29 protein-coding genes and 1 pseudogene are annotated in these 24,390 nt (G+C 33.4%); 28 read left to right on the plus strand and 2 right to left on the minus strand.

Going from position 1 to position 24,390, the window contains the following annotated elements; translation table 11 throughout:
- The first annotated feature begins 61 nt into the window (after nt 1-61).
- The 3 genes and pseudogenes from ACFWM3_RS10445 (at nt 62) to mntR (ending at nt 1,968) form a co-directional block, all read left to right on the plus strand.
- The gene (locus ACFWM3_RS10445) at nt 62-895 is read left to right on the plus strand and encodes a lipoate--protein ligase family protein (protein ID WP_056475122.1); all 834 of its coding nucleotides are present in this window, start codon (nt 62-64) and stop codon (nt 893-895) included.
- A gap of 97 nt (nt 896-992) precedes the next feature.
- Nucleotides 993-1,282, plus strand: a pseudogene (locus ACFWM3_RS10450) (spore photoproduct lyase family protein); the annotation flags it as partial.
- A 248-nt stretch (nt 1,283-1,530) separates the two neighbouring features.
- Entirely contained in the window at nt 1,531-1,968 is a 438-nt protein-coding gene (gene mntR / locus ACFWM3_RS10455; RefSeq protein WP_390311297.1) for a transcriptional regulator MntR, read from the plus strand.
- 11 nt (nt 1,969-1,979) lie between these two features.
- Here mntR and ACFWM3_RS10460 read toward each other — a convergent pair whose 3' ends face one another.
- Nucleotides 1,980-2,375 carry an SA1362 family protein gene (locus ACFWM3_RS10460; protein WP_390311298.1) on the minus strand — a complete coding sequence of 132 codons (396 nt, stop codon included), beginning with the start codon at nt 2,373-2,375 and terminating at the stop codon, nt 1,980-1,982.
- 118 nt (nt 2,376-2,493) lie between these two features.
- Nucleotides 2,494-3,423 (minus strand): DUF1385 domain-containing protein, encoded by a 930-nt coding sequence (locus ACFWM3_RS10465; RefSeq protein ID WP_390311299.1) that lies wholly within the window; start codon nt 3,421-3,423, stop codon nt 2,494-2,496.
- A gap of 205 nt (nt 3,424-3,628) precedes the next feature.
- Between ACFWM3_RS10465 and ACFWM3_RS10470 the strand changes: the two genes are divergently transcribed.
- The 25 genes from ACFWM3_RS10470 (at nt 3,629) to ACFWM3_RS10590 (ending at nt 24,071) form a co-directional block, all read left to right on the plus strand.
- Entirely contained in the window at nt 3,629-4,246 is a 618-nt protein-coding gene (locus tag ACFWM3_RS10470; protein WP_390311300.1) for a YqhR family membrane protein, read from the plus strand.
- A gap of 89 nt (nt 4,247-4,335) precedes the next feature.
- Entirely contained in the window at nt 4,336-4,794 is a 459-nt protein-coding gene (aroQ, locus tag ACFWM3_RS10475; RefSeq protein ID WP_056475134.1) for a type II 3-dehydroquinate dehydratase, read from the plus strand.
- Nucleotides 4,781-5,842, plus strand: coding sequence for a M24 family metallopeptidase (locus ACFWM3_RS10480; RefSeq protein ID WP_390311301.1), 1,062 nt, complete (start codon nt 4,781-4,783; stop codon nt 5,840-5,842). The genes aroQ and ACFWM3_RS10480 overlap by 14 nt, the downstream gene beginning before the upstream one ends.
- Before the next feature lie 149 nt (nt 5,843-5,991).
- Entirely contained in the window at nt 5,992-6,555 is a 564-nt protein-coding gene (gene efp, locus ACFWM3_RS10485; RefSeq protein ID WP_390311302.1) for an elongation factor P, read from the plus strand.
- Nucleotides 6,556-6,636: 81 nt separating this feature from the next.
- Nucleotides 6,637-7,125, plus strand: coding sequence for a DUF456 domain-containing protein (locus ACFWM3_RS10490; RefSeq protein WP_056475142.1), 489 nt, complete (start codon nt 6,637-6,639; stop codon nt 7,123-7,125).
- A 359-nt stretch (nt 7,126-7,484) separates the two neighbouring features.
- Entirely contained in the window at nt 7,485-7,766 is a 282-nt protein-coding gene (locus tag ACFWM3_RS10495) for a YqhV family protein (protein WP_286131759.1), read from the plus strand.
- Between the two features lie 16 nt (nt 7,767-7,782).
- Nucleotides 7,783-8,703, plus strand: coding sequence for a stage III sporulation protein AA (spoIIIAA, locus tag ACFWM3_RS10500; RefSeq protein WP_056475145.1), 921 nt, complete (start codon nt 7,783-7,785; stop codon nt 8,701-8,703).
- A complete protein-coding gene (gene spoIIIAB, locus ACFWM3_RS10505) occupies nt 8,704-9,216 on the plus strand; it encodes a stage III sporulation protein SpoIIIAB (RefSeq protein ID WP_056475148.1) in 513 nt (170 codons plus the stop codon).
- 12 nt (nt 9,217-9,228) lie between these two features.
- Complete coding sequence (gene spoIIIAC / locus ACFWM3_RS10510) at nt 9,229-9,432, plus strand: stage III sporulation protein AC (protein WP_088072847.1); 204 nt, start codon at nt 9,229-9,231, stop codon at nt 9,430-9,432.
- Between the two features lie 26 nt (nt 9,433-9,458).
- Nucleotides 9,459-9,848, plus strand: a complete 390-nt coding sequence (spoIIIAD, locus tag ACFWM3_RS10515; protein WP_056475648.1) for a stage III sporulation protein AD — start codon at nt 9,459-9,461, stop codon at nt 9,846-9,848.
- Between the two features lie 21 nt (nt 9,849-9,869).
- Nucleotides 9,870-11,039, plus strand: a complete 1,170-nt coding sequence (gene spoIIIAE / locus ACFWM3_RS10520) for a stage III sporulation protein AE (protein WP_056475150.1) — start codon at nt 9,870-9,872, stop codon at nt 11,037-11,039.
- Nucleotides 11,040-11,047: 8 nt separating this feature from the next.
- The gene (gene spoIIIAF / locus ACFWM3_RS10525) at nt 11,048-11,665 is read left to right on the plus strand and encodes a stage III sporulation protein AF (RefSeq protein WP_390311303.1); all 618 of its coding nucleotides are present in this window, start codon (nt 11,048-11,050) and stop codon (nt 11,663-11,665) included.
- Nucleotides 11,666-11,671: 6 nt separating this feature from the next.
- A complete protein-coding gene (spoIIIAG, locus tag ACFWM3_RS10530; RefSeq protein WP_082459600.1) occupies nt 11,672-12,364 on the plus strand; it encodes a stage III sporulation protein AG in 693 nt (230 codons plus the stop codon).
- Between the two features lie 21 nt (nt 12,365-12,385).
- A complete protein-coding gene (locus ACFWM3_RS10535; RefSeq protein ID WP_056475155.1) occupies nt 12,386-12,988 on the plus strand; it encodes a SpoIIIAH-like family protein in 603 nt (200 codons plus the stop codon).
- Nucleotides 12,989-13,756: 768 nt separating this feature from the next.
- A complete protein-coding gene (gene accB, locus ACFWM3_RS10540) occupies nt 13,757-14,242 on the plus strand; it encodes an acetyl-CoA carboxylase biotin carboxyl carrier protein (RefSeq protein ID WP_390311304.1) in 486 nt (161 codons plus the stop codon).
- A gap of 43 nt (nt 14,243-14,285) precedes the next feature.
- Nucleotides 14,286-15,635 (plus strand): acetyl-CoA carboxylase biotin carboxylase subunit, encoded by a 1,350-nt coding sequence (gene accC / locus ACFWM3_RS10545; RefSeq protein ID WP_390311305.1) that lies wholly within the window; start codon nt 14,286-14,288, stop codon nt 15,633-15,635.
- Nucleotides 15,636-15,650: 15 nt separating this feature from the next.
- Nucleotides 15,651-16,049, plus strand: a complete 399-nt coding sequence (locus ACFWM3_RS10550; protein WP_056475162.1) for an Asp23/Gls24 family envelope stress response protein — start codon at nt 15,651-15,653, stop codon at nt 16,047-16,049.
- Nucleotides 16,050-16,232: 183 nt separating this feature from the next.
- Nucleotides 16,233-16,799: a GNAT family N-acetyltransferase gene (locus ACFWM3_RS10555; RefSeq protein ID WP_390311306.1), complete on the plus strand. Its 567-nt coding sequence runs from the start codon at nt 16,233-16,235 to the stop codon at nt 16,797-16,799.
- Nucleotides 16,800-17,182: 383 nt separating this feature from the next.
- Nucleotides 17,183-17,563: a transcription antitermination factor NusB gene (gene nusB / locus ACFWM3_RS10560; protein ID WP_088011434.1), complete on the plus strand. Its 381-nt coding sequence runs from the start codon at nt 17,183-17,185 to the stop codon at nt 17,561-17,563.
- A 37-nt stretch (nt 17,564-17,600) separates the two neighbouring features.
- Nucleotides 17,601-18,476: a bifunctional methylenetetrahydrofolate dehydrogenase/methenyltetrahydrofolate cyclohydrolase FolD gene (gene folD / locus ACFWM3_RS10565; protein ID WP_390311307.1), complete on the plus strand. Its 876-nt coding sequence runs from the start codon at nt 17,601-17,603 to the stop codon at nt 18,474-18,476.
- 36 nt (nt 18,477-18,512) lie between these two features.
- The gene (gene xseA / locus ACFWM3_RS10570; protein ID WP_390311308.1) at nt 18,513-19,859 is read left to right on the plus strand and encodes an exodeoxyribonuclease VII large subunit; all 1,347 of its coding nucleotides are present in this window, start codon (nt 18,513-18,515) and stop codon (nt 19,857-19,859) included.
- Nucleotides 19,860-19,864: 5 nt separating this feature from the next.
- The gene (locus tag ACFWM3_RS10575; protein WP_082459601.1) at nt 19,865-20,092 is read left to right on the plus strand and encodes an exodeoxyribonuclease VII small subunit; all 228 of its coding nucleotides are present in this window, start codon (nt 19,865-19,867) and stop codon (nt 20,090-20,092) included.
- 1 nt (nt 20,093) lies between these two features.
- Entirely contained in the window at nt 20,094-20,981 is an 888-nt protein-coding gene (locus ACFWM3_RS10580; protein WP_056475177.1) for a polyprenyl synthetase family protein, read from the plus strand.
- A 366-nt stretch (nt 20,982-21,347) separates the two neighbouring features.
- Nucleotides 21,348-23,228: a 1-deoxy-D-xylulose-5-phosphate synthase gene (dxs, locus tag ACFWM3_RS10585; RefSeq protein WP_056475180.1), complete on the plus strand. Its 1,881-nt coding sequence runs from the start codon at nt 21,348-21,350 to the stop codon at nt 23,226-23,228.
- Between the two features lie 15 nt (nt 23,229-23,243).
- Nucleotides 23,244-24,071 carry a TlyA family RNA methyltransferase gene (locus ACFWM3_RS10590; protein WP_390311309.1) on the plus strand — a complete coding sequence of 276 codons (828 nt, stop codon included), beginning with the start codon at nt 23,244-23,246 and terminating at the stop codon, nt 24,069-24,071.
- Nucleotides 24,072-24,390: the final 319 nt, after the last annotated feature.

Consider the following 24,390-nt stretch of genomic DNA (forward strand, 5'->3'; position numbering starts at 1 on the left):
TTGTGCAAGAAACTTTCATTAAAAAAGTAAAAAATTATCGAAAAATGAGGAGATTTTCAACATGACAAAGACAAAGTGGAATTTTATTAATAGCGGAGTAAAATCAGGTAGCTATAATATGGCTCTTGATGAATGTTTAATCAAGTGGCAAAGTGAAGAAGGTTTTCTTCCAACACTTCGTTTCTATGAATGGGAAAATCCTACTGTAACAATCGGATATTTCCAAAAAAACCAAGAAATAAGTTTAGAAGCATTAAAAAAATATAACGGTGATTTTGTAAGACGCCAAACTGGTGGAAGAAGCGTACTTCATCACGATGAATTAACTTATAGTGTAATTGTCCCAGAAAGCTACCCAAATATGCCGGTATCAGTTACAGAAGCATATCGAGTTATTTCAATGGGAATTTTAGAAGGGTACAAGCTACTTGGTTTAGATGCATCTTTTTCTGTACCAAAAACTGCTGAAGAAAAAAATCAATTAAAAAACCCAGCAAGTGCCGTTTGCTTTGATGCTCCATCATGGTATGAAGTTGTTGTAAATGATAAAAAAATTGCTGGAAGTGCTCAAACGAGACAGAAGGGCTCAATTCTTCAGCACGGTTCAATTCCTTTAAATATTGATGTTGATATGCTATATGACCTATATATTTTCTCTTCAGACGCAGTGAGAGATAGAATGAAAAAACGATTCTTAGATCGTGCAACATGGATCAATGCAGAAAGTACTACTCCTAAAACAATGGCTGACTTGTATGAAGCATTTGAAAAAGGCTTCGAAATGGGCTTAGATATCGAGTTGGTGCCTTATGAATTAACAGAGGCTCAAGAGAAGGAAGTACAGGAATTAGCTGCTACTAAATACAATACTGAGGAATGGAATTTACGTAAGTAGTTTTTTATTGAAAGCCTTTTTGGCTTTCTTTTTTTTGCATTGAGGAGGGCGAATAAAAGAAGAAGAGAGCAAATAAATCTGAGAGACTGCAAATTATGCAGGATATCCTTTTGGCTTTATTGTTGTGCTCCTATTTATATGCATGAAGATTGGGTAGTGGGCCATGAGGAGCTTTTTATTCGTTTAAAGGATGCATTAGGTGAATTGGCAAATGAGAAGATAATGTTTGAACTTATTCAACATCGTTTTACTAAGCCTGCCAAAAAAGTGATTTTAGAGAGGTATCCTCATACTAAACTTGAAATGGATGAAGAGAAAAGGAAATATAAATGGGGAAAATACGGAATTGGAAAATATGTTTATCAAAAAGAAGAAGCTGCTTCAATTTAAGAGACAATTTCTGGTTTTATAAAAAAGTATTTTCCTAATGGAGAAATTCAATATTTTAAATAATGAAGTGTATCTATTTCATAGGTACACTCTTATTATTTTCATCATACTCTTATACAGAATGACGATCTATTAACATTTAAATGAGTTCACCTTAATTGCACTTTTGGTTTATGTGTTGTATCATTTTATTTGATGCTTATTGTGACGGAATAAAGTTTGAATGACTGTATTGGAGGAAGATCATGCCCACACCAAGTATGGAAGATTATATTGAACAAATTTACCTTTTAATTGAAGATAAAGGGTATGCTCGCGTATCTGATATTGCCGAAGCATTATCTGTACACCCATCGTCAGTGACCAAAATGGTGCAAAAACTAGATAAAGACGATTACTTAATTTATGAAAAATATAGAGGGTTAATCCTAACACAAAAAGGTAAAAAGATGGGAAAAAGACTTGTCTATCGCCATGTATTACTTGAGCAATTCTTAAGAATTATTGGGGTAGATGAAAACTTAATTTATCAAGATGTTGAAGGAATGGAACATCATATGAGTTGGGAAGCGATTGATCGAATTGGAGAACTAGTGCAGTACTTTGAAGAAGATAAAAATCGAATCGAAGAATTAAAAAATATTCAAAAGTCGAATGAAACCCAATCGAATTCGAATAATTAAAAAGACCGTGCTTAGTAGGAAGCACGGTCTTTCTTTTTGCCCTTTTCACCCTCAATCACAGTTAAGTGACTTGCATCCTTTGTTCGTTTTTTTAACAAAGGTGTGGAGGTACTTTTTCTTGAAGTGGGCTTTGATTTGTTAATCGATTTTTTTAACGAGCTAGATTTTTGAGTGTTATATTTCTTTATAGTTTGTTTTGCAGCCTTACGATAGGAGTCCTGATGGCTTCTTTGGCTGTTTGAAGATGAAAAAACTCTATAAATAAAATAAATAATTAAAAGGATTAATCCAATAAACAAAAACCGTTGTAATAATTTTGCAGGATCGTTTATCAACTGAGCAATTAAGCCAAAAAGTGCTAATGCTATTATTCCATAAAATATTGATGAGTACACTTTTTGATTCACTTTAAGCACCTCCTAAGTGAAGAGTAAATTAGTTATTAAATGTATTAGAAAAATATTGTTTCTTATAGTTTATTACATTTTATCCAATAAGTTGATATTTTTTACAAAATTCTGTCAATTAAATCTTGTTATTTTTTTCCACTTCTAAAAGTCGGTTAAATGAAGCGATGGATACTTCAACTTGATCATCAGTCGGCTCTTTAGTTGTTAATAATTGAAGCCATAATCCTGGGTAACCTACCCATCTTAATATAGGAATATTTCGAACTTTATTTGTTAATTGTAGAACCTCAAACGAAACGCCTATAACAACTGGGATTAATAAAAGTCGATCCACAATTCTTAGCCAAAGTGGGCTTGTTGGAACTAAGAAGTATATGAACATACCAACAATTACAGTAAATAGAATAAAGCTACTTCCACAACGATAATGTAGTCGAGATTGTGATTGGACTCCTTCGATCGTTAAAGGAATATTGTTTTCATATGCATTTATCACTTTATGCTCTGCACCGTGATACATAAATACTCTTTTTATAAATGGAGTCAAGGAAACTAAGTAAATATAAATTAATAAAAAACATAGTTTTAAGACACTTTCTATTATGACTTGTTGAAAATCGGTTTCAAAAATTGGTTTCAATGTTGCAGCCAGAAGAACTGGTACAAGTGTAAAAATAACTTTACCAACTAAAAATGATAAAACGGCTAATAATGAAAGTCCGAGATAAGTTGCAAGCGTACCTTTTTGTTTTTCACGCTCAATTGCAATTTTCTCATCATCTTGTGGATCAATCCCGTATCTTTCAGTTGAGTAATTTAAATGCTTGGATCCATTAATGCTTGCTTGTATAATCGCGACTACACCACGGACGAAAGGGATTTTCTTTAATTTTTGCATTGTCCGATTTATATGTATCGGTTCTTCATAATATTGTATTTCTTCATTTGACCTGCGGATTGCAGAGACTGTATGTGTTTTGCCACCAAACATTACGCCCTCTACGACTGCTTGCCCCCCATAAACTGCTTTATTTTTCTCTCTCATGTTGCACCAACCTAAACTTGTTTTTTATCTATTACTATCTATTGTAAATGTAAGCATAATAATGGTGCAAGTAAGAAGTAGGAAAATGGTGTAATAATCGCAATATTTTTAATTTTCTAATAAAAATTTAGAATCACATTAAAGATTTCTTTGTTGGACATAATACTCAGAGATATTTAGCAATGTATGGAAAGGGAAATGATATATGCCAGATAAAGATAAAGATAAAGAACAAGAAAAGGAAATGCAGGATCAAGAAAACAATCAAAATCAAGATCAAAATCAGAATCGAAATCAGGATCAGGGTCAAAGTAAAAATCAAAATGAATACCTAGTGCAAGGTGGCGATGCTGATGCAAAAGAGAATAAGAACTTTAATAAGATTGCTAGTATTGGGTTTTTCGGTGGTATATTTTGGTCTACTGTTTTATTAGTTCTTAGTTATTTTGATTTTACTCAAATTGGTCCAAATTTTGTTTTAGAAAGAATCAAACTTGGAAAATGGGCAAATGGTTATATTGAAAACTTAATTTCTATAGTTGGTATAGGCATTATTTCGATCATTATTGCATTTGTATTTTATTTTATCGGTAGAAAATTTAACGGAGTTCTGCCAGGTATATTTTTTGGTGTGCTCCTTTGGGTTATTGTTTTTATTGTCCTTGGTAAATTAGCATTCGATTTAAAAGCAATTAAGAATTATTCGTCTGATACGACAGTTACTACAATCTGTTTATTCATTTTATACGGAACTTTTATTGCATATTCTGTTTCTTTTGCATTTCAAGAGCAAAAGGCATATTTGCGTGGCTATTCAAAATAGTCTGGCCTATGATAAAATAAACCTTGGGTATTCCAAGATATGTTTGTTTGGGATAAATATGCGAAAAATGATGGGTGGAGACTTTTAAAATGGCTAAGTTTTTGTTATTGAATGGACCTAATCTAAATATGCTCGGTCAGAGAGAAGTTTCTATCTATGGTTCAACTACATTAAAGGATATTGAGGATCATTTAGCATCGCTTGCACATGAAGATGGGGATACGATTGATTGCTTTCAATCGAATCATGAAGGTGAATTAATCGATAAACTGCATGCAGCAAATAATGTCTATGATGGGATTCTGTTTAATCCTGGCGCATTTACTCATTACAGTTATGCAATTCGTGATGCAATTGCAAGTATTACCGTGCCAACTATTGAAGTACACATTTCAAATATACATAAAAGAGAAGAGTTCCGACATACTTCAGTATTAGCTGCAGTAACTGTAGGGCAAATCGTTGGTTTAGGTGTGTATGGATATGATTTAGGTTTAAGTGCGTTAAAAAACATAAGTAGGGGAGAGCAAAACAATGGAAAAAATTAAAAAGTTACGTGAAGCTTTAGTAGAAAAAGGATTAGATGCATTATTAGTAACTAGTACATACAACAGACGTTACATGACGAACTTCACAGGTTCTGCTGGTGTTGCTTTAATTACTCAGGACAAAGCTTTATTCATTACTGATTTCCGCTATATTGAACAAGCTACTAGCCAATGTGAAGGTTATGAAATCGTTAAGCATGAAGGTTCAATTCCAGCTGAAGTTGCAGCTTTAACAGAGAAATTAGGCGTATCAAAACTTGGGTTTGAACAAGATCATGTTACGTTTACAGAATTTGGTTCTTACCGCAAAGTAGCAAAAGCAGAATTAGTTCCTGTAAGTGGATTAATTGAAAAATTACGCTTAATTAAAACAGATACAGAGATTTCAATCATTAAGGAAGCTGCTAAAATTGCAGAATCTGCTTTTGATCATATTTTAGGATTTATCCGTCCAGGTGTTACTGAATTAGAAGTATCTAATGAGTTAGAATTTTTTATGCGTAAATTAGGTGCTACTTCATCATCATTTGATACAATCGTTGCTTCTGGTACTCGTTCTGCCCTTCCGCACGGTGTAGCATCTGAAAAAGTAATTGAAACAGGTGATTTTGTAACGTTAGATTTTGGTGCATACTATAAAGGGTATGTATCAGATATGACGAGAACAGTTTCTGTTGGTGAGCCTCATTCTGATTTGAAGAAAATTTACGATATCGTTCTTGAAGCTCAATTACGTGGTGTTAACGGAATTAAAGCAGGAATTACTGGTAAAGAAGCTGATGCTTTAACTCGTGATTATATCACGGAAAAAGGTTATGGAGAATATTACGGACATGGAACTGGCCATGGTATTGGTTTAGAAGTACATGAAGGACCTGGCGTATCATTCCGTTCTGATACAGTATTAGAGCCAAATATGATCGTAACTTGTGAACCAGGTATTTATATTCCAAATCTAGGTGGAGTTCGTATAGAAGATGATTTAATCGTTAAAACTGGTGGTAACGAAAACTTAATGTCTTCACCAAAAAACCTAATCATTTTATAAGTTTTCATTAGATTAGAAAATAGAACTACACAAAAAGCGTATTTTACTTTATGATATAAAGTTGTAAAAGAAATTCATGGTAAGAGAAATGGTTCTTTTTTACACAATACATACTTATAGAACCATTTCATTTTTTAGGAGGATATTTAATGATTTCAGTAAACGATTTTCGTACAGGTTTAACAATTGAAACTGACGGTGGGCTTTGGCAAGTAATCGATTTCCAACACGTTAAACCTGGTAAAGGTGCTGCATTCGTACGTTCAAAACTTCGTAACTTACGTACAGGCGCTGTACAAGAAAAAACATTCCGTGCTGGTGAGAAAGTAGCAAAAGCACATATTCAAAACCGTAAAATGCAATATTTATATGCTAATGGTAACCAACATGTATTCATGGACAATGAGTCATATGAGCAAATTGAATTACCAGAAGCAAATATTGAACGTGAATTAAAATTCCTTAAAGAAAATATGGAAGTTTATATCATGACTTTTGAAAGTGAAATTTTAGGTGTTGAATTACCAAACACAGTTGACCTAAAAGTAGTTGAAACTGAACCAGGTATTAAAGGTGATACTGCTTCTAACGTTACAAAACCAGCTACAATGGAAACTGGTTTAGTAGTACAAGTACCAATCTTCATTAATGAAGGCGAAGTATTAATTATTAACACAACTGAAGCTAGCTACGTTTCACGTTCAAAATCTTAATTAAATGTAAAAAATGGAGGCACTTATTTAACAAGTGTCTCTTTTTCTTATTAACAAATTTAAATAAGTAAGGGTGATTAAATGGTTACATCAATTGTTCTTTGGACATTGATTATCATTTGTTTTGCATTGGCGTTTATTGCGCTAATCAAACCAATAATTCCAGGTGTACCAGTATTATGGGTAGGGTTTTTAATTTATTATTTTGGAATTAATAAAAGTAATTTAAATATGTCGTTTTGGATTATTATGCTGATTTTTACAGCTGTTATTTTTCTAGCGGATATTCTGGCTAATAAATATTTTCTTAAAAAATACGGTAGTACAAAAACTGGTGAAAGAGTAGGTTGTTTAGCTGTAATCGTTGGCTCGTTTGTTTTTCCTCCCTTTGGCTTAATTATTGTCCCATTCGTTTCTGTATTTATAGCTGAGAAATTACAAGGGAAGAATACGAAAGATTCGATTAAATCTGCATGGGCGACAGTTGTCTCATTTATTAGCAGCTCATTAGCAAAAGCGGTATTACAAGTTATTATGGTTATAATCTTTTTCGTTTATATGATATTTTAATTTGCATTAAAGAAAGTATGGTCATGTTAATTTCCATTACAGGATGCGCGCTTTCCATGGGGCCGGACCTTTAGCCTTCCGGTATCTCACATAGGGGTCGAGCATCTTTTTCATTCCAAACAACTTATTAAAATTGATAAATTAATCTATGAGTAAGTAATTTTAAGGATTAAGCCTAAATAGTGACTTATGAACCCTTTTAATCCAATATTGACTATGTAATATGCAAACAAGCTAAGAGAGAAGTTATACGACTTCTCTCTTTTTTTGTGCTTTCTAATTAATGTTTGTCTTCTGAAATGGACATGTTCAGCATATTAGTAATAAAAAAGAATGAAAAAAGGAAAAGGTGTGTAGCTATGAAGGATTGGATTGATTCAATGGATCGAGCAGTTCTAAGTATGGGAATGCTCAGAGTTTTTGGTGGAAGTGTAGAATTGATTGCTGCTTTTACAATTTTATATTTAAACGACATTAAGAAGGCATTAGCAGTAAATAGTGTTTTGGCAACAGTTGGACCTATTATTCTCATTTCAACAATGGCTATTGGGATTATAGGTGTTGCATCTAAATTAGATCCTATTCGATTAGTTTTAGTAGTTTGTGGTGTGTTTTTAATCATGTTGGCAGTTTTTAAATGATAGGATGTGACCTTTTATGGAAGAGGTTTTCAATGTATTGCCTACATTAATTAAAGAAAAGCTACAGCGTTCATATGGAGACCTACAACAAGTAGAGGAATTAAGGTTAAGGATCGGGCGTCCAGTTGAAGTAATTTCTAATAATCAATCAAATTTTATACCTTATATCCTAACAGAAGAAGAAGGCGGGCAGATTCTTGGGAAGCTAAGTCAATTTTCAATTTATACGATTGAGGAAGAATTGAAAAAAGGCTATATCACAATTAAAGGTGGTCATCGAGTCGGGTTAGCTGGTCGCGTTGTAACTGAAAACGGAATGGTTAAAATGATTCGAGATATTAGTTCTTATAATTTTCGTATTGCAAAAGAAAAAGTAGGAATAGCTAATCCATTTGTAAAGTATGTTTATGAAGGAAGATGGAAAAACACTATGCTGATTGGCCCGCCACAAGCAGGGAAAACAACATTACTTAGGGATTTTGCTAGAGTGGTGAGTCAAGGTGATGCCATGAGGGGAATAAGGCCTGGGAAGGTCGGTATTGTTGACGAGCGATCTGAGATAGCTGGTTCAGTTAAAGGGGTACCTCAATATACATTTGGTGAAAGAATTGATGTATTAGATGCATGTCCAAAGGCTGAAGGAATGATGATGCTTGTAAGGTCGATGAGTCCTCATGTCATTCTTGTAGACGAAATTGGAAAAAAGGAAGATGTAGATGCGATTTTAGAAGCAATCTTTGCCGGTGTTCAATTAATAGTGACCGTCCATGGCTATTCACTAGATGAAATAAGAAAACGCCCTTCTCTTTTGCCTTTGTTTCAAAATGGGACATTTGAACGATTTATCGAAATTTCAAGTTTTCCTTCACCTGGTACTGTTACAGACATTAAAAATAAGGATTGCTCTAGTTTATTTCATCCAAGGGCGGTGTTTTAAATGAGGTGGATTGGAGCGCTTGTTATCATTTTTTCAACAAGCTGGCTTGGATTTTATTTTGCACGTAGATTATCAGAACGGACAAAAGAATTAAGGGGCTGGAAGTTGGCTCTTCAATCTCTTGAGGCAGAGGTAATGTATAGTCAATTGCCACTGCAAGAAGCGTTTAGAAGAATTTCGAGTCAATTAAAAGGACCGATTAATAGCTGTTTACAAGATTTTGCAATTCAACTTGAAACGAGTGCATTTTCAGCGAAAGAAGCCTGGGAAAATTCATTAATGAAATATGCTAAAACTGTCTCGATTAAAGAGTCTGACATACAAGTATTATTACAGTTTGGTGAGACGATTGGTATGCATGATAAATATTCACAACAAAAACAAATCATTTTAGCATTAAAACATTTGGAAAGAGAAGAGCAAGAAGCAATCGATTCGCAGGGCAGTTATGAACGAATGTCTAAAATGCTAGGAGTTTTAAGTGGAATATTAATCGTTATATTACTCTTGTAGGAGGGATTTAGATTGATTACAAATTATGCCCTTATGTTTCAAATAGCTGGGATTGGAGTAATTGCTGCAATTATCCATGCGGTTTTAAAAAAAGCCGGACAAGAAGAGTTTGCTACATGGACGATTATAACTGCATTCATTATCGTATTTCTTCAAGTTATCACAAAAGCTGGTGATCTATTTAATAAAGTTCGGGATGTATTTCTATTTCATTAGATTAGGGGTGAGAGTCTTTGGAAATCATCCAAATTGTCGGCATTGGGTTAGCTGCCACATTTGTCATTCTTTTATTAAATCAATTTAAAATGAATAATTTTACTTTAGCAATAACTGTTTTTATAAGCTGTGTATTATTTTTATTTTTATTGGATAAGGTGCAATTCTTATTGGAACAAATTCAAAAGCTAGCAAATCAGGCGAGTATTAAAAATGTGTATGTTGAAACTTTATTAAAAATAATTGGGATCGCATACATAGCTGAATTTGGAGTTCAAATTACGAAAGATGCTGGCCAAGGAGCAATTGCTTCCAAGATTGAATTAGGGGGCAAAGTACTTATTTTGGTTCTTGCAATACCGATTTTAACAGCTTTAATAGAAACAATTTTAAGTTTTTTACCAAAAATTTCTTAGATGTAAGGAAAGGAGGACATTATGTCAAAAAGGATGAAAGTTTTTCTTCTTTTCTTTGCTCTCTTTTTTTTAGTACCAAGAATTGTACAAGCTGCTCCTCCACCTGCTGAAATAGTAAATGAACAAATACAAAAGTTAGGGATCGATGATGTGCAACAATATTGGGATGAAGTAGTTCATCAATATGGTGGTTTTTTACCCGAGAGTCAAAAAGGGGACTTTATCCAATTTATTAAGGGAGAAAAGAAATTTTCATTACAAGAATGGTTTATTGCATTTGCTAAATATATATTTTTTGAGTTATTAAGTAATGGAAAAATATTAGGGATCTTAATTATGTTAGTTATATTTAGTTCTTTACTCCAATCATTACAAAATGCATTTGAGAAGAGTACGGTCAGTAAGATTGCAGATAATGTTGTTTTTCTAGTATTAGTAGTTTTTGCATTAAATAGTTTCTATATTGCTACGCAGGCCACCCAAGATGCAATTACAGTCATGATTGATTTTTTACGAGCATTAATACCTATTTTACTAGCTTTGATTGCGACATCAGGTGGTGTCATATCTGTTGGCGTTTTCCATCCAATCTTAATATTTTTAATGCATACAAGCGGATTACTAGTGACGTATTTTGTACTACCTTTAATTCTTGTATCTACAATTTTAAGTATTGTAAGCATTATCAATGATGAGTTAAAGGTAACAAAATTAGCTTCTTTAATAAGAAATGTTGCTGTAGGTGTACTAGGAATCTTTTTAACTATTTTTTTAGGCGTGTTAAGTGTACAAGGTTTGACGACTGCAGTATCGGATGGGGTAGCAGTAAAAACAGCTAAATTTGTGACAAGTAATTTTATTCCAGTTGTTGGTAAAGTTTTTGCAGACGTTACAGATACAGTTATTAGTGCATCTTTATTGTTAAAAAATACAGTTGGGATTGTAGGTTTAGTTACTTTATTAGCAATCGTTGTATTCCCAGCTATTAAAATATTGGTTTTAGCTTTAATTTATAAATTCTCAGCGGCGATCTTACAACCAGTTGGAAGTAAAAATATCATTAGCACGATTGATACGATCGGAAAAAGTGTAACTTATTTATTTGTTTGTTTATCAATCGTTTCATTAATGTTTTTCTTAAGTATGACTTTAATAATAGCGGCAGGAAACATTGTCGTCATGTTTAGGTAGGTGAGAAAATGGAATTCTTTATACACTGGGTTTCAAATATTATCGTCTATATATTAGTTGCAACCGTCATTATGATGTTAATTCCAAATACCGGCTTAGCAAAATATGTACGATTTGTAGCGAGTCTATTATTAATTGTCATGATGCTCCAACCAATTTTTCAATTATTCAGAGTAAATATACAAGAAGTGCTAGCAGGGTACCAGTCTAAAACGTATGAAGCAAATGGCGAAATAAAAAATGAAATAAATAATAAGAAAAATGAAATACAAGAAGCAGAACGTGCATATATATTAAAACAAATGGCTGTCCAAATGAAAAAGGACGCTGAAAAAAGCTTTTCAAAAGAATTTGAACAGGTCATTACAAATGTGGATTTACAAGTTAAAGATGGAGTTACTACAGTAAAAACAGCACAAGATCTATCTAAAGTAATCGTTTACGTAGGCCCTAAAAAAGATGAGACAAGCAATGTAGAGCCTGTTCAAGAAGTATCAATTAATTCCGATCAGCCTGTTCAGACAGACGATGAAAAAATTAAACAACAAGAGTTACAAACTTTTTTAGCAAATAAATGGGAGCTTGAGGACAAGCAAATCGAAGTCAAAATGGAAGGAGGGGAGTAATGACAAATGAAGAAAAAGATTCCACCAATAAAATTAGCAGACTTTCTAAAAGGAAATGGCGATGACAAAACCTCTTCTGACAAAGAAAAAAGTCCATTTAAACTAACGAGAAAATATGTACTAGCTCTACTGGGACTCGGGATTTGTTGGATGATTGCTAGCAATCTATTTGCTAATACAAATCAAAAAACGAATTCAATGCTTTCACCTATTTCGACAGAAACGAGTGGAACACCAAAAAATAATGAAAAAGCTGTTGAGACTCTTGGAAGTGATGGTGGAAAATCATCATCAAACAAAATGGAAGAATATGAAACTAAATACGAACAGCAGCTAACAGAAACATTAAATAATATGGCTGGTGTAAGTAATGTAAAAGTAGTAGTAAATCTTGAAGGTAGTGGAAAGAACGTTTATCAAACAAATAAAACGAATCGTACTCAAGAAACTGAGGAAACAGATAAACAAGGTGGAAAACGAAATATTGATGATCAATCACAAGAAGAGCAAGTAGTCATTATTGATAACGGTGATAAACAAGAACCTGTTGTAGCCGAAACTGAAATGCCAAGAATTAGAGGTGTACTCGTTATTGCTAAAGGCGCTGAAAACCTTGAAGTAAAGTCAATGATTCGAGAAGCTGTAACGCGATTACTTGATGTACCAAGCTATCGTGTCTCTGTACAACCAAAAAAATAAGAGGAAGAAGGTAAAATTTAAATGAAAAAACAAACGATTTGGTTATTAACAATGTTAAGTTTAGTTGTTGTATTATCAGTTTATTATGTTACGACACCTGATAATTTAAAAACAACAAGTTTTATGAACATGAATAACAATACAAATACAGATTCATTAGACTCAACTCCTAAAGATACTAAGAAGACAGATTCTAATACTGATTCTAAAACAAATACTTCTAAAACAAATACTTCTAAACAAAACGGTAAAGAAACTGCTTCTCAAGAAAATTCTACTAGTGAAGTATTCTTAAAACAGCGTATGGAACAAGAAGATCAAAGAAGTCAATTAATTGATGAATATAAAGCTACTGTTGACTCAGCAACTGCATCAGCAAAAGAGAAGAGTGATGCATTCACTAATATGAATGAACTTCAAAAATTAACTGCATTAGAATCAGATGTAGAATCTATGATTAAAGAAGCTGGCTATAAAGATGCACTAGTTCGTTCTGACAAAGATGAAGTAAAAGTAGATGTAACGTCAGCAAAACCAAGCAGAAAAGCAGCGAATGACATCATTCAAATGACAAGAAGTGTCTTAGGTGAAAAACTAGTAGTTGTAAAATTCCAAGTTAAATAATTTTTTGAACAAAGCCAGTAGAAGTTTACTCTACTGGCTATTATTTTTTTTAAAAAGGAAGCCCGCGTGAGGTTGATTTCCATTACAGGATGCTCGCTTTTTCGTGGGGCGTGACCAGAGCTTCTCTAACATTAACTATATGGCAAAGTATTAGGGGTATCTCAAGAGAACTATTCATTTATAGTTTAGAGTATTGATTTATTTTTTTATAAATTAGGAGAGTTTTATGTGATTTAGTATGAGTTGGAGCACATTTTGCTAGTTTTTTCGTTTTAAAGTATTTATATATTGTACAATTTTTAGGCATAATACCCTAACCAGTATAAGTAAATATTAATTTTATTTGCGATTCTCTTGGATTTAATTGCAGTTTTGCTAATTTTAATTGCGATTTTCAGATTTATTTGCAGTACACTGTTTTTTGCAAACTCTTCAATATAGTTGGACTTCTTATTTGCCTTTTGCAGGGCTATTTGAACGAGGTTCCCATCAACTTTGACTTTTGGAACGTCCCATTTCATTTTTTTTAATATGCTTATTAATAATTAATGTGAATTTTAGGATTATTCCTAATTCCTACGCACTTTCTGTCTTTGGTTTTCCCTGTTATAATAGTTTATATTGAATTATTTTTGGTAAGGAATAATAAATAAATAATCCTTGTAAAATAGCTAAAAATAATTAGGAAATACTTAGGTTAAAATAATTTGTTGAAAAGTTTAGTATTAGGTTATAAGATTAGACTATATGTCTTAAGGGGTGAACAGAATGAAAATTCATGAAATTAGAGAGTTAATTAAGTTAATCGATCAATCAACAATAAATGAATTCGAATTTGAGGATAATGGTGCTATCGTTAAAATTAAAAAAGGTGGACAAACAACTGTAGTTACATCTACACCAGTTGTACACCAAGAGCTAGCTCCTGTTGTTACATCTGCTCCAGTTGCAACTTTAGAAAGACCAGTTGCTGCAGAAGTTGCTGCACCTGTAGTGGAAAAAGAAGATACAAGTAACTTACATAAGATTACATCACCGATGGTAGGTACATTCTACGCATCTCCATCTCCTGATGCTAAAGAATACGTATCAATTGGCGATCGTATTAAAAATGATTCAATCGTTTGTATCGTTGAAGCAATGAAGCTATTTAATGAAATTGAAGCCGAAATTGAAGGCGAAATCGTTGAAGTACTTGCTAAAAGTGGTCAATTAGTAGAATACGGTCAACCATTATTCTTGGTAAAGGCCTAAGTATCTACAAAATTAACAGTACTTTACTAGAGAAGGTGAAGAAATGAAAAAGGTTTTAATAGCGAATCGAGGAGAAATCGCCATTCGTATTATTCGAGCATGTAAAGAATTAAATATTGAAACAGTTGCTATTTACTCTGAAGGAGATAAAGAAGCATTACATGTTCAAATGGCTGATGAAGCTTATTGTGTCGGTCCTAAATTATCAAAAGATAGTTATTTAAATATGACTAATATCATTAGTATTGCAAAATTAACTGGATGCGACGGAATCCATCCTGGTTATGGTTTCTTATCAGAAAATGCTAGTTTTGCAGAATTATGTACAGAGTGCAATGTGAAATTCATTGGACCAACGGCTGATTCTATTTCTAAAATGGGTACAAAAGACGTTGCTCGTGAAACAATGAAAGAAGCAGGTGTACCTGTAGTACCTGGTTCACAAGGTATTATTCAAAGTATTGAAGATGGTAAAAAGATTGCTGCAGAAATCGGCTATCCAGTTATTATCAAAGCTACTGCTGGTGGCGGAGGTAAAGGAATCCGTGTAGCAAAAGATGAAAACGAACTTGAAAAAGGTATACAAATTACTCAACAAGAAGCTCAAACAGCTTTCGGTAATCCGGGTGTGTATCTTGAAAGATATATAACAGATTTTAGACATGTTGAAATTCAAGTTTTAGCAGATGAGCATGGTAATACGATTCATCTTGGCGAACGTGATTGCACAATTCAGCGTCGTCTTCAAAAATTAGTAGAAGAGGCACCATCGCCTGTTTTAGACGAAGAAACTCGTCAAAAAATGGGTCAAGCAGCTGTTCGTGCAGCTGAAGCAGTAAATTACTGGGGTGCTGGTACTGTTGAGTTTATTTATGAACCACATACTAAAAACTTCTTCTTTATGGAGATGAACACACGTATTCAAGTTGAACATCCTGTAACTGAATATATTTCTGGTATTGATCTTATTAAGCAACAAATATTAATTGCTAAAGGTCATCCGTTAAAAATAACTCAATCAGACGTATCTTTAAAAGGATGGTCAATTGAATGTCGTATTAATGCAGAAAATCCAGATAAGAACTTTATGCCGTCTCCTGGTAAAATCATTACGTATTTACCACCAGGTGGTCCGAATGTTCGTGTTGATTCTGCTGTATATAGCGGGTACACAATTCCGCCATATTATGATTCAATGATTGCGAAAGTTATCGTGCATGGCAAGACAAGAGAAGAAGCAATTGCTATAATGATAAGAGCACTTGAAGAATTTGTGGTAGAAGGAATTTACACAACAATTCCATTCCATTTAAATTTATTGCAAAATGAAATCTTCGTAAAAGGGAAGTATAATACTAAATTCCTTGAGGAGCATGCGCTTGTTAAAGGATAAAGTGGAGGGATCTGTATGAACGAAAATCAAATTTTAGAAATGGGTACTGCGACATTAGGTCGAGTAGAAATCGCACCTGAAGTAATCGAAGTAATTGCTGGTATTGCAGCTGCTGAAGTTGAAGGTGTTTCAAGCATGCGTGGAAACCTAGCATCTGGTATTTCTGAAATTATCGGTAAGAAATATCATGGTAAGGGTGTCCGAGTTGATTTATCAGAAGATCGAATTACAATCGATGTATACATTCTAGTTAAATTTGGTAAGTCAATCCCAACTGTAGCAGGTAATGTACAAGACAATATTCGTCAAGCATTATTAACGATGACAGGTCTTGAATTATCTGAAGTAAATGTTCACGTAGTAGGAGTTCAATTCGATACGAAACCTGAGCAAGAAGCTCCAATTGAACTTTAATATTTTAAAAAGAGTCTCTATCTAATAGGGGCTCTTTTTTTGTTTTGCTAGATAAGAAGTTTGTTTTATGCAGTTCATTCATTTTGGTTTATTCTTCGTCCAGTTCTTATGTAACTGCTTTTATGGAAATATTTTGAAATGCGTTAAAATTTATTTGTAAATATAATAGAAATAGGTGACAATATGAACTTAAATTTGAGCACAAATAGAACAATCTTACGTGAATTTGTTGAAAGTGATTGGCAGGAAGTACATAAATATGCATCACAATTAGTTGTATGTCAATTTCAGCCGTGGGGACCGAATACTGAAAGTGAGACGAAGGAATTCGTTCAAACTATACTAGGAGATATGAAACAAATAAATAGGACTCGATTTGCATTTGCAATAATAGAAAAGGAATCTGGTGAATTAATCGGATCGATTGAGTTTAATATTAGGGATGAAATCAATCAAATAGGTGAAATAGGGTATATAATTCATCCGAACTATTGGGGCATGGGATTTGCTAGTGAAGCTACTAAAGAAGTAATATCATTTGGATTTAAAAATTTTAAGCTCCATCGAATTTTTGCTACATGTGATGTTAGAAATATTGCATCAGCAAAAGTACTTGAAAAATGTGGCTTAAATTTAGAAGGTAAAATGCGTGAAGATTTATTATTAAGAGACGGCTGGAGAGACACTTTTTTATTCAGCATACTGGAACATGAATGGCTTAGGAGTCAGGAAGGACAGGGAAGACAATAAAAACTGGTAATAGTTAGAAAGTTTTTTTATGTTCTTAAAATCTTTTACAATCCCATTAATCCCGTATTTTCTTAAACTTCCTTTTTGAATGTTCGTGTTTTGCTGTATAAATATTATTTTAAAGTAAGAAAAAGGAAAAATATTTAAAAAAACACAAACATTGTTCTGTTATTTTATTGGATTTTAAGTTAAAATGTAGAAAACAGTTTAAAGTATTGAGTTTGCTTAGAAACGTTAATAATAATAAAAATTAGAGTTAATACAGACAGTCGTTGGAACTTATTAAAAAAAATGGTAAAATAACGTGTTACTATACAAAATTAGAATTCGTTATTACCTATGCAACGAATGATGAATTTAGCTTAAAGGAGTTTATTATTTTGATGAAACGTAGAAAAGCAAGGGAACTTGCATTACAAACATTATTCCAAATGGATTTAAGTGAAGCAAATGCTTCAGATGCATTAGAGCATGTATTAGAAGAAGCTGAGGAAAAACAAGATGCATTTTTAGATGCAATTGTAACAAATTTTGTTAGTCATAAAGAAGTGATTGACGAACAATTAGCTTCAAATATCGAAAGCTGGACGATTGATCGTTTAGGTAACGTTGATCGCAATATCCTTAGAATCGCTCTAGTAGAAATTAATTACTTAGAGGATGTTCCAAAAAGTGTAGCAATCAACGAAGCGATTGAAATTGCTAAAGTTTACGGTGATGATGATTCTAGTAAATTTATCAATGCGGTATTATCAAAATTCTAAATAGATAGATTGTTTATATGCATAGGGGGAAACTAAAATGGTAGCAACATTAATTAATGGTAAAGAAATTTCAGTATCAATTCGTGAGGAATTAAAGAATGGTGTTTCAGAATTAAAAAATCAAGGTGTTACACCAGGTTTAGCAGTTGTTTTAGTTGGAAATAATTCTGCTTCAAGAACATATGTGAATTCGAAGCATAAAGCATGTAATGAATTAGGAATGTATTCTGAAGTAATTGAATTACCTGAAACAGTTACTGAAAATGAGTTATTATCCGTTGTAAACAAATTAAACGATGATCAGTCAATTCATGGTATTTTAGTTCAGTTGCCATTACCTGCTCATATCTCAGAAAAGAAAGTAATTGAAACAATTTCTCCATTAAAAGATGTTGATGGATTTCATCCAATTAATATTGGAAGAATGATGACGAATCAAGATTCATTACTACCTTGTACTCCTTTTGGTATATTAAAATTAATAGAAAATACAAATATTCCGATTAGTGGTAAACATGTCGTTGTTATTGGACGTAGTAATATTGTAGGGAAACCGGTTGGACAACTATTCTTAAATGAAAATGCAACGGTTACTTATACACATTCACGTACAACTAATCTAAAAAATATTACAAAGCAAGCTGATATTTTAATTGTTGCTATTGGTGTAGCAAAATTAATTACAGCTGATTATGTTAAAGAGGGAGCAATTGTAATTGACGTCGGCATGAATAGAGACGAAAATGGCAAATTATGTGGAGACGTAAATTTTGAAGATGTTAAAAATATTGCTGGTTATATTACTCCGGTACCAGGTGGAGTAGGACCAATGACAATAACAATGCTACTTCATAATACGTTAAAAGCAGCTTCTCAAATTGATCATAAATTAAATTTGAGTACTAACCTTTAATCATTTTGCTTTGTAAGAATGAAAGAAGGGCTATGCATGACGGAAAAGCTACCAGTTACTGTTACCGCATTAACTAAATATTTAAAAGCAAAATTTCAAGCGGATCGTAATTTGCAAAATATACTTCTCCGTGGAGAAATCTCAAATTTTAAACGTCATTCATCTAGCGGTCATTATTACTTTACGTTAAAAGATGATGGTGCTAGAATTGCAGCGGTCATGTTTCAATCCTATAATGCAAATATCGCATTTCAACCAACCGATGGTATGCAGGTTATCGTACAAGGTGAAATAAATGTATACCCAGGATCTGGTAGCTATCAAATCTACATAAGAGACATGCAACCTGATGGTGTTGGCGGTCTCTTTGTAGCTTATGAACAATTGAAGAAAAAACTATTAGAAGAAGGACTCTTTGATCAGAAATTTAAGAAAAAGATTCCTTCTTTTCCTAGTGTAATCGGGGTTGTTACTTCACCAACCGGTGCGGCAGTTCGAGATATTATTACAACGATTCAACGAAGATACCCGATTGGGAAAATTGTTGTCATTCCGACTCTTGTACAAGGTGAAGGGGCGAAAGCGTCGATTGTGAAGTCAATTGAAACTGCTAATAGAATGAAAGAAATAGATGTGTTAATAGTCGGACGAGGCGGAGGATCAATAGAGGAACTGTGGGCCTTTAACGAAGAGATAGTAGCGAGAGCAATCTTTGAATCAAGAATTCCAATCATTTCCGCAGTGGGTCACGAGACTGATACGACAATTGCGGATTATGTCGCTGATCTGAGGGCACCTACACCAACGGCTGCAGCAGAATTAGTTTCGTTAAGTCAAAGAGAAATACTTGAGCAATTCACTGTTCGAAAATCAAGACTTAATAAAGCGATGGATACGATTATTGAACGAAAACAAGCGCAACTAAAGGCAGTTCAAGATGCTTATGTTTTTAGATATCCTAATTCACTATTCCATCCAAAACAAGAGCAATTTGACCGGATTAACGAGCGTTTACATACATCAATAAAAGAAATTGTTAAGTCTAAAATAAACAAGCATAAAGAACTAAATTCGTCACTACTAATACATCATCCAAGTAATAGAGTTCAGCTTGAAAAGCAAAAGCACCAGCAATTACATATGGCTTTGCAAAAAGAATTTAATCGGCTAGTTACCCAGAAGAAATTTGAAATGGAAAGAATACTTCATACACTTGATGCACTTAGTCCGTTAAAAGTTATGGCTAGAGGTTATTCATTAGCATATAAAAATGATAACGAATTGATGAAATCGGTTAAACAGGCAAAAAGCGGAGACCGATTCCAATTACAAATGACCGATGGGAAATTAAATTGTGAAGTACTTGAAGTAAAAGGAGAGTGAATCAATTGTCACAAAATGAGCGTTCTTTTGAAGAAGCAATAAAAGAAATTGAAGTGATCGTACAAAAATTAGAGCAAGGTGACGTACCACTTGAAAAAGCGATCGAATACTTTCAAGAAGGTATAAAGCTATCTCAAATTTGTCAAGAGAAGCTTACAAAAGTTGAAAAACAAATGACTTCTATATTAAATGAACAGGGTGAACAAACTCCTTTTACTGTTGAGGAGGAATAATATGAACACTTTCAAAGATTTTATGGAGTATTCCAGTAGAATAGTAAATGATGAAATGATTAAATCGGTTGAAAGATTAAAAGCACCAGAAAAATTAAAAGAATCTATGTCCTATTCATTGCAAGGTGGAGGGAAAAGAATTAGACCTCTTTTACTTTTCGCAACTCTAGATGCATTTGGTAATGACCCATTAATAGGGATAAAACCTGCATGTGCTTTAGAAATGATTCATACTTATTCATTAATTCATGATGATTTACCATGTATGGATGATGATGATTTTCGAAGAGGAAAACCGACAAATCATAAAGTATTTGGCGAAGATCTTGCGGTATTAGCAGGTGATGGCTTATTGACATACGCATTTAAATTAATTACAGAAATGAATGATTTTCATGTGTCTGATCAAGTGAAAATACAATTAATTAGTGAGTTAGCTATTGCTGCAGGTCCTGAAGGTATGGTTGCCGGTCAGGTAGCAGATATGGAAGGTGAAAGTAAAGAGCTTAGTGGAGAAGAGTTGCAATATATCCATGAAAGAAAAACGGGTAAGATGCTAATGTATCCAGTAATTGCAGGTGCAATTATTTCAAAAGCAACAGCAGAACAATTATCTCACCTAACGCAATTTGCTTATAAACTTGGTATCGCATTTCAAATACAAGATGATATTTTAGACGTAATAGGTGATGAAGAAGTACTCGGTAAGCCAGTTGGTAGTGATATAGAAAATGATAAAACTACCTATGTAAAGTTATATTCTGTCGAGGGTGCTAAAGAAAGGCTTCATACTTTTATTACTGAAGCTAAACAACATGTTCGAGCATGTGGGATTAAAGATGATTACTTAATCTCAATTTGTGATTTTGTTGAAAATCGTAGTTTTTAATTATCTTTGATTATGTAATTAATTCCATGACCATTGAATAGATTTATTCATTTATGTATAATGTAACTACTTTATAAACGTGTTAATGTTGTTAATAAAATATACAGAAATGTAGGCCGTTAACACATATGTGCTAGCGGCTTTCTTTTCATTTTGCTTAAAAAATATCGATAATTTTATTCTATAAAAATAAAAAACATTAAACAGATTTTAATAAAAATGGTATTATGATACATGGTGTTAAGAGTTAGTCATTTAAGAAACTAGCGTTTAACTACAAGTATGGTAAAATCATTTTATAGATAAAATTACATAATAATGAATTATTTATATAGATTTAACATCTAGGAAGGTGAGTGATCCAAGATGGATCTTACGACAATTGAAAATCCGTGCTTTTTAAAAAATAAAACGAACGGTGAATTAGAAGTATTAAGTGAAGAAATTCGTAAATTTCTTATACAACAGCTTTCTGAGACTGGGGGTCATATTGCCCCAAATTTAGGAGTTGTTGAATTAACGATTGCATTACATAAAGTCTTTGATTCGCCTAAAGACAAATTTTTATGGGATGTAGGACATCAATCATATGTTCATAAAATATTAACTGGTCGAGCGAAAGAATTTACAACACTAAGACAATTTAAAGGATTATGTGGCTTTCCTAAACGAAATGAAAGTGAGCATGATGTATGGGAAACTGGACACAGCTCGACTTCACTATCTGCGGCAATGGGGATGGCTATTGCTAGAGATATAAAAAAAACTGGTGAATACATTATTCCGATTATCGGAGATGGTGCATTAACTGGTGGGATGGCACTTGAAGCAATGAACCATATTGGTCATGAGCAAAAAGATGTCATCGTTATTTTAAATGATAATGAAATGTCTATAGCTCCGAACGTAGGTGCTTTACATAGCATTTTAGGAAGACTGAGAACAACTGGGAAATACCGTTGGGCTAAAGGTGAACTTGAAGGTGTGATCAAAAAAATTCCTGGAATCGGAGACAAACTATCAAGTACATCAAAAAAATTAAAAGATAGCCTTAAATACTTAGTTACACAAGGGATGTTTTTTGAGGAAATGGGATTCACTTATTTTGGACCAGTTGATGGTCATAATTTTGAAGACTTATTTGAGTCCCTTGAATATGCTAAGAAAACTAAAGGCCCGGTAATAGTACATGTTCTAACGAAAAAAGGAAAAGGATACAAGCCAGCAGAAAGTGATGATATTGGAACTTGGCATGGCACAGGTCCTTATAAAGTAGAGTCTGGTAAGTTAATTAAGCCGGATAAAGCACCACCAGCATGGAGTAAACTTGTTAGTGATACTGTATTAAAATTAGCTTTAAAAGATGAGCGAATCGTAGCGATTACTCCAGCGATGCCTGTAGGTTCAAAATTGGAAAACTTCCAAGCTCAATTACCTGACCGAATTTTTGATGTCGGTATTGCAGAGCAGCATGCGGCAACAGTAGCAGCTGGATTAGCAACGCAAGGAATGAAGCCGTTTTTAGCAATTTATTCAACATTCCTTCAAAGAGCATACGACCAAGTATTACATGATATTTGTAGACAAAATTTAAATGTATTCATTGGAATCGATCGTGCAGGTTTAGTAGGTGCGGATGGTGAAACTCATCAAGGTGTGTTTGATATTGCCTTCCTACGTCATATACCAAACTTAGTTTTAATGATGCCTAAAGATGAGAATGAAGGCCAACATATGGTAAACACTGCAATTCAATACGACGATGGCCCAATTGCGCTGCGTTTCCCTAGGGGGAATGGTATAGGCGTACCAATGGATGAGCAATTAAAAGAAATTCCGATTGGATCATGGGAAGTATTAAAAGAAGGTTCTGATGCAGTTATCTTAACTTTTGGTACAACAATAAAAATGGCACTAGATGCAGCGGATGAGTTAGAGAAGGAAAATATTTCTGTTAAAGTAGTAAACGCAAGATTTATTAAACCGATGGATACTGCAATGTTAAATGATATCTTTAAGGACGGAAAACCGATTTTAACAATCGAAGAAGCAGTATTACAAGGCGGTTTTGGAAGTGCTGTTTTAGAATTTGCAAGTTCAAATAATTTTCAAAACGTCCGTGTAGAACGTATTGGTATACCGGATTTATTTGTTGAACATGGTGATGTTGATAAATTACTTGATGAAATTCATTTAACAAAAGATGAATCGGTTAAGAAAATCCGTGAAATGGTTTGTAATAAATAAGAGGATGACATATAAATGGCAAAAAAGGAACGAGTAGACGTACTTTTAGTAGATCGTGGTTTAATCGAAACACGTGAAAAAGCTAAACGAGCAATTATGGCAGGACTTGTCTATACAAAGGAGCAAAGATTAGATAAGCCTGGTGAAAAAATAGATATTGAACTCCCTTTACAAATTAAAGGTGAAGTTATGCCTTATGTGAGCCGTGGAGGGTACAAATTAGAAAAAGCGATCAACACATTTGATCTATCAGTTAAAGATAAAATTATGATTGATATTGGATCTTCAACAGGTGGATTTACAGATTGTGCCCTTCAAAATGGGGCAAAAAAATCATATGCACTTGATGTTGGATACAATCAACTTGCTTGGAAATTAAGGCAGGATGAACGTGTTATTGTAATGGAACGAACAAATTTTCGTTATGTTAAACCAGAAGATTTAATTGAAGGGTTACCTCAATTTGCTTCAATTGACGTATCATTTATTTCGTTACGTTTGATTTTACCAGTCCTAAAAACATTATTAGTACCTTCAAGTGATGTTGTCGCGTTAATTAAACCCCAATTTGAAGCTGGTAGAGAGCAAGTTGGTAAAAAGGGTATTGTACGCGATCCAAAAGTGCATGAACAAGTTATTGAAATGATGACCGATTTTGCGCTTCGCCAAGGATATGATATAAAAGCTTTAACTTTTTCTCCTATAACTGGTGGAGACGGTAACATTGAATTTTTAATTCACCTTCATTGGGAAGGTTCAAAGGAAATTGGAAATAGCGAGTTAAATCGATTACCAATGGAAATTGTAAATGAAGCACATAGTGAATTAAAGAAGGTAAAATAATAAAAAGGAAACCAAATAGGTTTCCTTTCAATTTGTAGACAAAGTTCTAAAAACCTGATTTTCAGACTGATTGCAAGCGCTTGTCTTTCGAGGCGCGAAGCCCGGTGAGGAGCGGAGTTACCCTGGACGGTAATGAGCACCGCAGACGGGCGAAGCAACGAAGAAAGCGAGCGTTTGTCAACAGTCTGAAAGGAAACCAAATAGGTTTCCTTTTCTCCTTTTTCAAATTAAGAAATTAGGATTCGAACATAATAAAAAAGAAAAGAAAAAATATGCTCAAAAAATGCATTTTATGAAAACGTTTAAAAAAATATATACA

It is taken from the genome of Gottfriedia sp. NPDC058432 (genome assembly GCF_042721555.1).
Taxonomy (GTDB): Bacteria; Bacillota; Bacilli; order Bacillales; family Bacillaceae_G; genus Gottfriedia.

Coding starts and splice junctions, on each gene's coding strand:
- ACFWM3_RS10445 (WP_056475122.1), top strand. CDS start 62: ATGACAAAGACAAAGTGGAATTTTATTAATAGCGGAGTAAAATCAGGT.
- mntR (WP_390311297.1), top strand. CDS start 1,531: ATGCCCACACCAAGTATGGAAGATTATATTGAACAAATTTACCTTTTA.
- ACFWM3_RS10465 (WP_390311299.1), bottom strand. CDS start 3,423: ATGAGAGAGAAAAATAAAGCAGTTTATGGGGGGCAAGCAGTCGTAGAG.
- ACFWM3_RS10470 (WP_390311300.1), top strand. CDS start 3,629: ATGCCAGATAAAGATAAAGATAAAGAACAAGAAAAGGAAATGCAGGAT.
- aroQ (WP_056475134.1), top strand. CDS start 4,336: ATGGCTAAGTTTTTGTTATTGAATGGACCTAATCTAAATATGCTCGGT.
- ACFWM3_RS10480 (WP_390311301.1), top strand. CDS start 4,781: ATGGAAAAAATTAAAAAGTTACGTGAAGCTTTAGTAGAAAAAGGATTA.
- efp (WP_390311302.1), top strand. CDS start 5,992: ATGATTTCAGTAAACGATTTTCGTACAGGTTTAACAATTGAAACTGAC.
- ACFWM3_RS10490 (WP_056475142.1), top strand. CDS start 6,637: ATGGTTACATCAATTGTTCTTTGGACATTGATTATCATTTGTTTTGCA.
- ACFWM3_RS10495 (WP_286131759.1), top strand. CDS start 7,485: ATGAAGGATTGGATTGATTCAATGGATCGAGCAGTTCTAAGTATGGGA.
- spoIIIAA (WP_056475145.1), top strand. CDS start 7,783: ATGGAAGAGGTTTTCAATGTATTGCCTACATTAATTAAAGAAAAGCTA.
- spoIIIAB (WP_056475148.1), top strand. CDS start 8,704: ATGAGGTGGATTGGAGCGCTTGTTATCATTTTTTCAACAAGCTGGCTT.
- spoIIIAE (WP_056475150.1), top strand. CDS start 9,870: ATGTCAAAAAGGATGAAAGTTTTTCTTCTTTTCTTTGCTCTCTTTTTT.
- spoIIIAF (WP_390311303.1), top strand. CDS start 11,048: ATGGAATTCTTTATACACTGGGTTTCAAATATTATCGTCTATATATTA.
- spoIIIAG (WP_082459600.1), top strand. CDS start 11,672: ATGAAGAAAAAGATTCCACCAATAAAATTAGCAGACTTTCTAAAAGGA.
- ACFWM3_RS10535 (WP_056475155.1), top strand. CDS start 12,386: ATGAAAAAACAAACGATTTGGTTATTAACAATGTTAAGTTTAGTTGTT.
- accB (WP_390311304.1), top strand. CDS start 13,757: ATGAAAATTCATGAAATTAGAGAGTTAATTAAGTTAATCGATCAATCA.
- accC (WP_390311305.1), top strand. CDS start 14,286: ATGAAAAAGGTTTTAATAGCGAATCGAGGAGAAATCGCCATTCGTATT.
- ACFWM3_RS10550 (WP_056475162.1), top strand. CDS start 15,651: ATGAACGAAAATCAAATTTTAGAAATGGGTACTGCGACATTAGGTCGA.
- ACFWM3_RS10555 (WP_390311306.1), top strand. CDS start 16,233: ATGAACTTAAATTTGAGCACAAATAGAACAATCTTACGTGAATTTGTT.
- nusB (WP_088011434.1), top strand. CDS start 17,183: ATGAAACGTAGAAAAGCAAGGGAACTTGCATTACAAACATTATTCCAA.
- folD (WP_390311307.1), top strand. CDS start 17,601: ATGGTAGCAACATTAATTAATGGTAAAGAAATTTCAGTATCAATTCGT.
- xseA (WP_390311308.1), top strand. CDS start 18,513: ATGACGGAAAAGCTACCAGTTACTGTTACCGCATTAACTAAATATTTA.
- ACFWM3_RS10580 (WP_056475177.1), top strand. CDS start 20,094: ATGAACACTTTCAAAGATTTTATGGAGTATTCCAGTAGAATAGTAAAT.
- dxs (WP_056475180.1), top strand. CDS start 21,348: ATGGATCTTACGACAATTGAAAATCCGTGCTTTTTAAAAAATAAAACG.
- ACFWM3_RS10590 (WP_390311309.1), top strand. CDS start 23,244: ATGGCAAAAAAGGAACGAGTAGACGTACTTTTAGTAGATCGTGGTTTA.